General features: G+C 58.5%; 12 protein-coding genes and 3 pseudogenes. 6 read left to right on the forward strand and 9 right to left on the reverse strand.

The genetic code is table 11. The features are described 5' to 3' along the window. Positions 1–127 precede the first annotated feature (127 nt). A protein-coding gene (locus tag ACLFKU_RS41385) for an IS5 family transposase (protein ID WP_152854730.1) occupies positions 128–945 on the forward strand; the annotation gives its coding sequence in 2 pieces (ribosomal slippage) (positions 128–476 and positions 476–945; 819 coding nt in all). Between the two features lie 109 nt (positions 946–1,054). Here the strand turns inward: ACLFKU_RS41385 and ACLFKU_RS41390 are convergent. From ACLFKU_RS41390 to ACLFKU_RS41400, 3 genes and pseudogenes are all read right to left on the reverse strand, one after another. After that, positions 1,055–1,360 (reverse strand): annotated as a pseudogene (locus tag ACLFKU_RS41390) (DDE-type integrase/transposase/recombinase); the annotation flags it as partial. Between the two features lie 195 nt (positions 1,361–1,555). Beyond that, positions 1,556–2,055, reverse strand: a pseudogene (locus ACLFKU_RS41395) (DUF4158 domain-containing protein); the annotation flags it as partial. A gap of 274 nt (positions 2,056–2,329) precedes the next feature. Next, complete coding sequence (locus ACLFKU_RS41400) at positions 2,330–2,974, reverse strand: hypothetical protein (protein WP_410853076.1); 645 nt, start codon at positions 2,972–2,974, stop codon at positions 2,330–2,332. A gap of 180 nt (positions 2,975–3,154) precedes the next feature. Between ACLFKU_RS41400 and ACLFKU_RS41405 the strand changes: the two genes are divergently transcribed. From ACLFKU_RS41405 to ACLFKU_RS41415, 3 genes are read left to right on the forward strand one after another with little or no spacing between them, the layout of a single operon-like run. Then, positions 3,155–3,670, forward strand: coding sequence for a hypothetical protein (locus ACLFKU_RS41405; RefSeq protein WP_410853077.1), 516 nt, complete (start codon positions 3,155–3,157; stop codon positions 3,668–3,670). Continuing rightward, complete coding sequence (locus ACLFKU_RS41410) at positions 3,670–4,074, forward strand: hypothetical protein (protein WP_410853078.1); 405 nt, start codon at positions 3,670–3,672, stop codon at positions 4,072–4,074. Before ACLFKU_RS41405 ends, ACLFKU_RS41410 begins: the two co-directional genes overlap by 1 nt. A gap of 8 nt (positions 4,075–4,082) precedes the next feature. Continuing rightward, positions 4,083–4,349, forward strand: a complete 267-nt coding sequence (locus ACLFKU_RS41415; protein ID WP_410853079.1) for a hypothetical protein — start codon at positions 4,083–4,085, stop codon at positions 4,347–4,349. Here the strand turns inward: ACLFKU_RS41415 and ACLFKU_RS41420 are convergent. Together ACLFKU_RS41420 and ACLFKU_RS41425 are read right to left on the reverse strand one after the other, a co-directional pair. Beyond that, on the reverse strand, positions 4,346–4,636 hold the full coding sequence (locus tag ACLFKU_RS41420; RefSeq protein WP_410853080.1) for a type II toxin-antitoxin system RelE/ParE family toxin: 291 nt from the start codon (positions 4,634–4,636) through the stop codon (positions 4,346–4,348). The two genes, ACLFKU_RS41415 and ACLFKU_RS41420, sit on opposite strands and share 4 nt — an antisense overlap. Next, positions 4,636–4,821 carry a hypothetical protein gene (locus tag ACLFKU_RS41425; RefSeq protein WP_129964392.1) on the reverse strand — a complete coding sequence of 62 codons (186 nt, stop codon included), beginning with the start codon at positions 4,819–4,821 and terminating at the stop codon, positions 4,636–4,638. The genes ACLFKU_RS41420 and ACLFKU_RS41425 overlap by 1 nt, the downstream gene beginning before the upstream one ends. 437 nt (positions 4,822–5,258) lie before the next feature. Here ACLFKU_RS41425 and ACLFKU_RS41430 point away from each other — a divergent pair, with 437 nt between their 5' ends. Both ACLFKU_RS41430 and ACLFKU_RS41435 read left to right on the forward strand, forming a co-directional pair. Beyond that, positions 5,259–5,543 (forward strand): type II toxin-antitoxin system Phd/YefM family antitoxin, encoded by a 285-nt coding sequence (locus ACLFKU_RS41430; RefSeq protein WP_410853081.1) that lies wholly within the window; start codon positions 5,259–5,261, stop codon positions 5,541–5,543. After that, positions 5,543–5,881, forward strand: coding sequence for a type II toxin-antitoxin system RelE/ParE family toxin (locus tag ACLFKU_RS41435; RefSeq protein WP_018435919.1), 339 nt, complete (start codon positions 5,543–5,545; stop codon positions 5,879–5,881). Before ACLFKU_RS41430 ends, ACLFKU_RS41435 begins: the two co-directional genes overlap by 1 nt. A gap of 513 nt (positions 5,882–6,394) precedes the next feature. On the opposite strand, the pseudogene ACLFKU_RS41440 reads toward ACLFKU_RS41435, so the two are convergent. The 4 genes and pseudogenes from ACLFKU_RS41440 to ACLFKU_RS41455 form a co-directional block, all read right to left on the reverse strand. Then, positions 6,395–7,096 (reverse strand): annotated as a pseudogene (locus ACLFKU_RS41440) (IS110 family transposase); the annotation flags it as partial. Next, a complete protein-coding gene (locus ACLFKU_RS41445; RefSeq protein ID WP_410853082.1) occupies positions 7,050–7,973 on the reverse strand; it encodes a Tn3 family transposase in 924 nt (307 codons plus the stop codon). The pseudogene ACLFKU_RS41440 and the gene ACLFKU_RS41445, both read right to left, overlap by 47 nt. 390 nt (positions 7,974–8,363) lie before the next feature. Next, the gene (locus tag ACLFKU_RS41450; RefSeq protein WP_410853083.1) at positions 8,364–8,966 is read right to left on the reverse strand and encodes a hypothetical protein; all 603 of its coding nucleotides are present in this window, start codon (positions 8,964–8,966) and stop codon (positions 8,364–8,366) included. Continuing rightward, on the reverse strand, positions 8,956–9,687 hold a 732-nt coding region (locus ACLFKU_RS41455; protein WP_410853084.1), incomplete at its 5' end, for a DUF4158 domain-containing protein. The genes ACLFKU_RS41450 and ACLFKU_RS41455, both read right to left, overlap by 11 nt.

Genomic DNA, 9,687 nt, shown 5'->3' on the forward strand with positions numbered 1-9,687 from the left:
GCGACGGCTCATCCCGCTCTGACGCCGGATAGATTTACGCAAACCCAACGCGCCAAAAAATTCAGCATTGCAAAAACGGGGGTGACCATAGATTAACCTCGGTCGTTGTGACAAGTGGATCGAGGAGATGGGAAAACCAATCGTTGACGACGAATTGTGGGCACTGATCGAGCCACTGCTACCACCACCGAAGCCACGCCGCTTCAAGTATCCGGGCCGCAAGCCGGTACCGGATCGGGCAGCGTTGACCGGCATTCTGTTCGTGCTGAAAACCGGCATCCGCTGGCGCGACCTGCCCGCCGAAATGGGTTGCGGTTCGGGTGTGAGCTGCTGGCGTCGGCTACGCGACTGGCAGGAGGCAGGCGTCTGGGACCAGTTGCATGCGGTCCTGCTGGCGAAGCTGCGTGCAGCCGAGAAGATCGATTTCTCGCGCATGGTCGTCGATTCTTCGTCGATTCGCGCGGTTGGGGCGGGCGAAAAACTGGACCGAACCCCACCGACCGCGCGCGACCCGGCTCCAAACACCACCTCCTGACCGATGCGAACGGCACACCGCTCGTCGCCATCCTGACCGGTGCCAACCGTAACGATGTGACGCAACTGGTTCCGCTGGTCGATGCCATTGTGCCCGTCGGTGGCTTGCGTGGACGACCACTGAGCCGACCCGGTCGTGTCTATGCAGACCGGGGCTACGACCACGACAAGTACCGCCGCATCCTGCACGAGCGCGGCATCCCAACCAGCATTGCCCGACGTGGCCAACCCCACGGCAGTGGCCTCGGGAGAGTGCGTTGGGTTGTCGAACGTACGCATGCCTGGTTGCATCATTTCCGCCGTCTTCGCATCCGTTTTGAACGTCGAGCCGACATTCATGAGGCGTTTCTCAAACTCGGTTGTTCCTTGATCTGCTGGAACACGCTCAAGCGTGCCCAGCAGTCTTTATGAAACCGTTTCTAAGCCTAGTTAGGCGTCCGTCCAGGTCCTTGAGGGAAGACGGTCGGTTCTGTTGCAGTAAGGGTGTCGGGACGAGAAATGTCGATATGGTAACTATTGCTTATGACACAAGGGAGTAAAACTGCTGGGAAGTAGACGACAGGTCTTTGCCCGCACATTTCACCTGTCCTTTCCTGATCATGTGCATTACCTCGATGCCGCCGAGAATGACCCTCGGACGGTGGAAGTTCTTGAATCCCAGCATCGGCCGGGTCCGGCGTTTGATAGCCCGATGGTTCTGTTCGACAATGTTGTTCAGGTACTTGATCTGGCGGACCTTGGTCGGCGTCTCGCGATCGGCATTTACCGCATCCAGTGCGGCCAGATTGGAACCGCTTTTGTCGATGGTCACGGTCTCTGTCGTACCAATCGCTCGGATGGGCTCGGGATTCCGACCCGGTGGAGCCGTCCAGCTTCTGATTCGGTCCATGTGCGCCAGCACTGCCGCCACCGCGGCAGTGGGAACGACTGGACAGCGCAACGGACACAACGGAAAACGGAAAACTGGAACAGACGCATGTCGAGGTATCTGGAACTGAAGGCTGAACTTGCAACGTTGAACCTCATCGTCGGTCAGGCGACGCGAGACGCGCCGGAACAGTGCCGTTTGGGTTCGCGCATGAACCTGTTCCACAATCAAATCCAGCGTCGAGAATGCCGGCAGTTCGACCTGCTGCTGGATCAGGCTGTCGATGGTGGCATTGATGATGTCCACCGGCTGGTCCAACATCTCCGCGGCCTCGTGCGCTGCACGCACCGCGATTTCGTTGGCATCCGTACCGTAATAGGACTGGATACCAAGAACTCCCGGATCGCCGCGTAGTGACGAAATAACGAGGATGACCTGGCCCTGTCGTAGCCAAATTCAACATCTGAACCGAAGTCCGCGCTCGTCCGGATGTGCTGGACTACGGCGTCGGGAACGACATCGAGGAACGGAAAGTAGTGCAGCTGCTGGAAAACCTTCAGCAGGACCAGCAGCCCCAATCGCGAAGACTGGCCACGCGCGTTGCGACGCACCCGCTCCGGCTCTTCGACGTCCGGCGTATAGCAGGCTTGCAATTCGGCAGCCGAAAAGACCTTGGGGAAGCGCGGATACGAGCGTCGACCTGAACGAAGAACTGCAGAACGAGTTCGGCGGGAAGTATCCGGATGACCTGATCAACGATGTGGCCAACGACACGGAAGTGGACGAAGGCCCGTGGGGTGATGAAAGCCTTGCATTGGACATCGACGACGCCGAACCTGAGACGCCATCTATGGGCGCCTAAGCGAACAGCCAGTCACCATGCCGTGACTGGCTTTTTTGATCGTCGATCTCTGGCAGCGGAACGGGCTAGAGGTCGTCCAGATCTGCATTCGCTTTCTGCAAGGCGGCTTCGTATCGAGAGCGCTTCTCTTCCAACTGGTGTTTCTGTTCGCTAAGGTATCTGTCGCGGTCCAAGCCGGACTGGAGGCGTGGCAACGCCGGCAGGTTTGCGTGGTTGCGAAGGCGTGTTGCCAGTGACGATATCTCCAAGCCGAGCAGCGCATAGTCATGTTGGCGGGCCCAAAAGGTATCCGCATGGTCAGGAGGATTGTCGAACTCCGAGACGTTGCTGATGCGATGCTCGAGGGTTTCAATCTGATAGGGGAGGTTGAGTATCGGATACATCAGATCGGCAGGCAGAGATTTCCAGTCGACGTCGATAGCGAGTGGATCAAATTTCGGCCGGTCTACGGTTGGCTCATGAACGCCGCCTTCGCCCGCAGGTTGGCCATACGATGTACCGTCGTCCCCCACGACATTCACGCAGCCATCGATAAAGCGATCCAGATGGGCCACAACTAGTATCGCGAGGTAGTTGGCTGCCTTCTCGTTACTGGCAGCGTCGCGAGAGAGTTCCCGGTTGGAAGTCAGAAAGCCGCCTAGCGCCACGCCTGCAAGGCCTGAGACTGCCGTAATAACGTTTGGAACGAAGGAGGTCCACTCTGTCGGCATGAAGTTATCTGGTGAAATGAACGGACTTTGATTTTACGTTCGCATTTGGTCAACGCGCATTGGACCGGACCGCCATCAGGATACTCAACGCCGCGACCTCTGCTATCAGCCGTCGGCGGCGGCCGCTCGCCATATAATGCGCTGAAGACGACTAATCACTTGAGAGCCCACCGGTGCACGATGATTACACTAAACGGCGACAAGGAACTGATTCGGGTCGGGAGTTGGGAGGATATTCAGGCGCGTCCCGATTTCGACGGCCAACTCGATCCTGCCGCTCATGAGTTGGCGGCGATCATTGGCAGCTATGTCTTTCCCGACTACATTGCCTGCGGCCTGTCAAACTGCCGTACGAAGCACGGCCGCGGTTATCTCGTAGCGACGAAGGACGCACGCGTAACGAACATTGGGAAGGACTGCGGAGCGCGTTACTTTGGTGTTGATTTCGAAGACATGTCCTGGCAGTTCGACAAGGATATAGCTGCCAAGGAGAATCGGGAGCGCCTCTGGAGTTTTGCTTTCCGGATCGATACCGTTTCGGTGACGTTGCTCGAATCCGCAAAGGGGAGGGAAGCAACCCGGGAGCAGACTTGCTTTACAAGCGCTCGCGTGCTCTGCCCAATCATAACCACGGCTGTCCAGACGTCGTTGTTCGCCGCGTCATTCAAATGTCGAAAACTGGCGTATCCGAAGTGATGACACAACGCGAAGCGACGGACGCTGAGATTGCCCGTGCGGAGGCTGCGATCGGTCGTCGTCTCAATCGTCCTCGCTATCTCGAAGAAAGCGCCGGTCACGTCGGCTATCTTGACGCCTTAAACCCCGAAAATGACCTTCGGGAAATGCTTGTGTTTGACTTAGATGAAAATCTTAAGGCTTTTTCGCGACTAGACATCGATCAGCTCTCGCACGTCCAACTGCGGCACTGGGCTAAATGGGCGGGCGGCGTTGATGGCGTGCTGGAACGGGCTGAGGCAATCGTCTCCAAGTACCGTGAGCTTCTGCGGCCAGCGAATCTTGCGGCCTTCGGCGTCCTGTTGTCGGGATACGCAGAAGAATCGCAGTTCAATGCGTTCCTGAAATCGCTTGGCGAAAAATAGAGCTTGCGATGATCTCCCCGCAGGGTACCGACCTGGTGCGCTCGATCGGTCCGACGAACCAACCGGCCCAGATTCGGGCTGCGACTCAGTTCGAAGAATATTTTGAACGAAGCCTGATTGGAGCGTCACTGCATCATCGCTCCGAGATTTTTGGTCGCGATGCCATCGAACGGCGTAAAAGGTGCAGCGATTTTTTGACTGGCCGAGATGAGATGACGCGCGTCGAGCGCAATCAAAACGGACGCTATATCTCTTCAAACAGTCGGACCATTTAGCGAGGCTGGACAAGCGGATGCTGCTCGCGGGCGTGGAGAACCTGTACGACGATTACCGCGTCAGCTGCGACACGGTAGACGACGATATAGTTGGGGTGGGCAACGATCTCCCGGGTACCCGGCACGCGGCCGGCTCGGAAAATGTAGGGGTGTTCGGACGCCGGGACCACGGCGTCGATAACCTGATCGAGGAGCTGTTCAGCTGCGCGTGGACTACGGAGAGCGATGAACGCCATCCGTTCCTCAAGTTCTTCGATCGCTTTTTCAGTCCAGTGGATCGGCAGCATCAGGCCGCGCGGCCTTTAGCTTGATCAATGGCGCGCCGGATGCGCGCGACTGCCTCGTCGTGCGGTACAGTCGGACGCGGATCGGCGAGCGCTTCCTCGACCTTGGCGCGGAACCAACGGTCGTGCGCTTGCGCTTCCTCTTCGGTCGCGAACTGCGATTCAGCGGAAGTTAGTGGTGTGTTCATGTGATTCAGTATAATGGAGTTTGTGTGAGGGTGTGTTCTGTCCCGTTTAGTCAGGGCTTACCGATTGCATGCTGGTCGCGGGCTATTTCTCGCCGATCCAGTTAGCTCGGGGCTGAAGCGAGCTAAGCATCCCGTCCGTGAAGTCTGCCTGCATTCCGGCTTCCTCGAAAGCCCTTTCCCAGTCACCCAGTTGATTCACGTGTTTGCTGTCAGTGTTCACCCAAACGCCGGCCACGTTTGACCCTATCGACGTCCGTTGCACAATCGACCATAGTTGACATAATTGTTTATTATCGATAATTACGTATTTTATTAATTCATAATGCCAAGCTTAACTAGGCCTATTACCTTGCCCGACTGCGCGCCAAGGGCAAGCTTGCGGTCGGACCATTAATGGTTTAAATTCGGTCTTACTTGTATATCTCCCGGAGCCTTGGATGCATCTCGGCGATCATGTCAAGCCAATCAGTTACCTCAAAAGTGAAGCGGCGCAAATTGTCAAAGACCTGACTGAGTCGGGGGAGCCGCTCATCATCACGCAGAACGGCGAAGCGAAGCTCGTCGTTCAGGATGTGCGAACCTATGAATCGACGCAGCAGACCCTTGCGCTCCTGAAAATCCTGGCTGTCGGCCAGAAACAGATCGAACGCGGGGATCACGTCGATGGCGATGAGTTCTTTGCGGAACTCAATGAGCTCGATCGTCAGGAAAAGCTCCGCTGATGGTGGCACCGCTGCTGAAATACCGCATCCTCCCGACCGCGCGGATCGGCATGGACGAACTCAGAAGCTATGTCGTCCGCACATTCGGATGGGAAACATGGCGTCAGACATCGGCGCAACTGCAGGAAACGATCACGCAGGTTCGGCAGTTTCCCGCTAGCGGCCATACGCCTACCGAACTCGAGGGCTTTTTCGAGGACGGTTTCCGGCAGGCCCTTTCTGGCAAGAATCGGATCATTTATCAGGTCCGCGACGATACTATTTTCATTCATCTCGTGGTGGACGTGCGACGCGACCTGCCCTCCCTTCTTCAGAGAATCGCGCTTCGCTTGATGTAATGGGCACCGACCGCATCTTTGCGTTCATGCCGCAGCGCCGCGTTGATACTCCGGCGCACACTGCTTCAACTTTCGATCTCTGAGCGAGGCCGCTTATGCGGCGCTGCAGAGCATTCCCGCAAGAAAACGCCTCGGTATTTAATGCTATCCGCTCGTTTCCCGACTGCATGCTCCTGATCGAAGGCACGGCTGCATGTCCCGACACTAAGGCGTTGCATCGCGAGCGTCTGCGGTCGAGCGAAAAGCACATAGCGAATCTGGTGCGACACCGGGCGCGTCTTGTCGAAACGCTCAACGAAGGTCGTGCGTCTTCCATGGATTAGTGGGCGTTTTTCAACTTCCGCTGCGTGCACGACCGTGTGCATACGTTCACCCGACCGCTTCCCTACGAAGCGATCCGCGGTGGCAAGCGCCGAAATCGGGGTGTTCGTCCTTTTCGTGCTTGTATGGACCCGACGCCTTTTGCAAGCCTCTTTTTCGTGATGTCGAAACGGTCTGCATGCATGTATCCGAGTTATGCCCGCGTCGAGCCATCAGCTCTTGAAGCCAGATGCTCTGAGGATCCGTTTTTTTCGGTGCATAGCGCAGAACAGCCCGAGCACCATGAATGAGCAAGGTCCGCAGGTATGTGTCGCCGCGTCGGCTGATGCCGTGCAGGCGAGGCTTGCCGCCAGACGAATACTGTCGAGGCACGAGGCCGAGCCAGGCGGACAGATGCCGGCCGTTGCGAAACTGCCTGGCATCGCCGGCCGCGGCGACAACGGCCGTGGCGGTAATCGGGCCAATACCAGGGATCTCGGCGATCTTCCTGCAGAGCGCGGATTTCTTCATGAACGTCTGGATGGATGCCTCGATGAGATGAACACGTTCCTCTATGGCGCGCATGTGCTGCAGAAGTTCGGTGAGCAGAGTCTGGCAAAAGGAGGTCAGTTCATCTGCGCTCGTGCGCAGCAATTCCGGTATCGCGCGCCTGAAGGCTTCCGGTGAGCGCGCAATAGCCAGCCCCCGTTCGCCGAGCAGGCCACGTATCTGGTTGATCAGCGCGGTACGATGACGCAGCAGAATTGCGCGCATGCGATGTGCTGCCTGGATATCCTGCTGCTCGACAGATTTGATCGTCACCAAGCGCATCGTGGGCCGGCTGGCAGCCTCGACGATCGCCTCCGCATCATTGCGGTCGTTCTTGTTTGTCTTGACGAACGGCGCAACATACCGATTCACCGCGATTGAGCAGCGTATGCATTTCACGCCGGAATTCAATGTTGCTGAAGTAGTCGCACAGGAAAAGCGTGCGCAGTAACCTACCGAGGTGGTCGGCTGGCCGGTACACCGGGTCGCCCTGCGCCAGGCTTCCGAACCGCTGCACGGCGACCATTGCGCTCACGCGCCCCGCGTGAATTGATGCAACTGGGCGCAGCAGTTCCTTCCAGCCGTCACGAATCGCCTTGATGGAGATCTCATGGGCGACGACCGCTGTCAGCCCCTCGGGCGCTGCCATGGCTCTCGGCAGATACAGTTTGCGTTCCGAGAGGTTGCGCAAACGCGGGCAGAGATCAAAACCGAGCAGCTTCGACACCGCCATCCCTACGTTCGTGTATCCGTGCGTGTCTACTGAAAGACGCAGCAGTCCACCGTCGTCATGGTTCTCGTTGTGACGGATCACGCCCTCGATCGCCACGCCAGCCTGGCGTTCGTTCAGCACGATGGGCTGGTTATAGACATTGCCGTGCTGATCCAGCACGTGCGTGTACATGCCTACCGCGTGGGTGCGACGTCGCGGATCGACCCGTGCATAAAACAGGTGCGGTGACGTGTCCAGACTCATGGGGTTGCTCGATGCCCGCCTTCCGTTACCCCAGAGTTCAGTAATCGGATGCGTGCGCTGGAATTCAACCACGCGGTCGTTTGCACGCGGCAGCCGACCGGGCATTTCAAGGAAGCGCATTGCCGTTGAAATGTGCGCCGCGTCCAGTTGCGGGATCATGGCGGCGACGCTGCTCACGTCCAGTTCTGTGCCGTGGGCGATCAACGCGGCGGACAGCGAGACGAGTTCGTTCGTATCGCGCGCCCTTGCGTGACCGGAGCACTCCACTGAAGCGAGTGTGAGCGTCCATCTCCATAATCATGTCGGCGAACGGCGCGTTGCCGATCTCGCTGAATATCAGATCGCGTGCGTGTTTCGGTATGTCATCGGTCGACAACGCTTCGATCGCCGACAGGTGAATTGCGCCGTCCGTGCCAATGACACGCGGCCTGCCTCGCGTGCCTCCTCGAGCGCGGCCAGGCCTGCCTTGAGTCGTTCCCTCAACCGTTCGAGAAACGGCTCCGCGGTTCCCGGCAATCCGAGCGATGCCAAGTAGAGGTCACGTTCGCTTTCCCATTGCGTGGGTGGAATCAGCAACTGGTCGCGTTCTTGGAACGACAGGCTGTGGTTGATCCAGACCCACCCACGGCGCAGCCCCTTGTGCAGACCTGTGATTGCCTAGGCCTCAAGTGCCCGCAACGCGCGCGCCCGATCGTCACCCTGGACGAGATCGTGCCATGCGCAACTGACCGGCACATTACAGTCGGGCGGCAATTCGGTGGCGCCACTGTCGTGCAGCGTGCCGACAAGATCGAGCTGTCGCAGACTGGGTTCCGCGTCGCGTTCCACGAAGCCGAGCTCCCGTAACGGCGCCAGCAGATTCCGGATGCGGTGGTGATCGTCGGTGAGCGTTTCACGTACGCTGGCGGCGTGACTTGCCGGGGGCCTGTCTACGAGGTGCTCAAGCAGCTTGTCCCTATCGTCGAGACGCTCTTGCGTCGCACGCTCGCTATCGTGAACCAGCGTCCTTATCGCGACCAGTTGCTGCCGGTATTCGATAGCAGAGCGTGCCTGTCGGACCGTCGTGCGGTCGTAAGCCTGCCGGACGAGGTCGGATACGCGGCGCCCTGTTTGGTAGAGTAGCGCGTCCGTCAGCTCGAGCAGCGTGACGCGCAGGAAGAAGATCAGCTCGATGGTGCGGGTCGATGCCTTGAGTTCGCGGACCTTGCAGGACGGCGAGCCTGGATGCGCTGCGTATGCACGCTGCTTTTCAATTGGCACGGCGTCGAGTAGCCACGTATGCGCGCCGAGTTCCTTGAGGAAGCGAACCTTTGCGAGAGTTTCGGTGAGCGTTATGGGGTTGTGTCGCGCCGTTGAGCCATTCGAGGACTCTCATGCCGGAGCTCCCGTGCTGCGCGGAGAGGACAGCATCGGCGTGCATCAACTGCGTTTCCGTGACCGTTGCCTCGATAAGTGCTCGCAGACTGTGTTCAACGTCCGACCAGATCGAACGGCCGGAATCGCGCAGCTTCCGCTCTGCGGGTGTCAGAATGCGGCGCTCATACAGCCAGCAATGGGCGTGGTGAAGCAGTTCGTCGAGCGCGAGCGCTTCGGCGGCGTCCTGTCGCATCCACGCTTCCAGTTCCGTCCAGTGCTTCGGTCCGGTGGAAGTGATGCCGAGATATTCGCAGGTCCAGAGTTGATGCTCGTACAGTGTCTTATAGCGTTGATAGAGCGTGCGGAGGTAGGCGATCGTCGGGGTGGGCAGGCTGAGCCGCTCGCCGGCATGCCGCAATAACTGGCGCGGCAGTGTGCCGACATGATCGAGAGTGTGACCACTGGCACGCAGAAAGACCAACTGGATCGCAACGCCGGCACGTTGACCGCGCCGAAAACGCTCTTTGACCGCGGCAACGTCGCTGTCAGTCAACGCGAAGTAGCGCTCCACGTCGAATTCCGACAGTCGGGCGGGCAAGCGATCTTGTCCCACATAGCAAACTCC

Source organism: Paraburkholderia sp. EG304 (assembly GCF_046543485.1).
In the GTDB taxonomy this organism is placed as follows: Bacteria; Pseudomonadota; Gammaproteobacteria; order Burkholderiales; family Burkholderiaceae; genus Paraburkholderia; species Paraburkholderia youngii.

Excerpts from the sequence above, each read along its gene's own strand:
- ACLFKU_RS41425 (WP_129964392.1), bottom strand. The coding sequence starts at position 4,821 with ATGAACACACCACTAACTTCCGCTGAATCGCAGTTCGCGACCGAAGAG.
- ACLFKU_RS41430 (WP_410853081.1), top strand. The coding sequence starts at position 5,259 with ATGCATCTCGGCGATCATGTCAAGCCAATCAGTTACCTCAAAAGTGAA.
- ACLFKU_RS41405 (WP_410853077.1), top strand. The coding sequence starts at position 3,155 with ATGATTACACTAAACGGCGACAAGGAACTGATTCGGGTCGGGAGTTGG.
- ACLFKU_RS41400 (WP_410853076.1), bottom strand. The coding sequence starts at position 2,974 with ATGCCGACAGAGTGGACCTCCTTCGTTCCAAACGTTATTACGGCAGTC.
- ACLFKU_RS41410 (WP_410853078.1), top strand. The coding sequence starts at position 3,670 with ATGACACAACGCGAAGCGACGGACGCTGAGATTGCCCGTGCGGAGGCT.
- ACLFKU_RS41435 (WP_018435919.1), top strand. The coding sequence starts at position 5,543 with ATGGTGGCACCGCTGCTGAAATACCGCATCCTCCCGACCGCGCGGATC.
- ACLFKU_RS41415 (WP_410853079.1), top strand. The coding sequence starts at position 4,083 with ATGATCTCCCCGCAGGGTACCGACCTGGTGCGCTCGATCGGTCCGACG.
- ACLFKU_RS41420 (WP_410853080.1), bottom strand. The coding sequence starts at position 4,636 with ATGCTGCCGATCCACTGGACTGAAAAAGCGATCGAAGAACTTGAGGAA.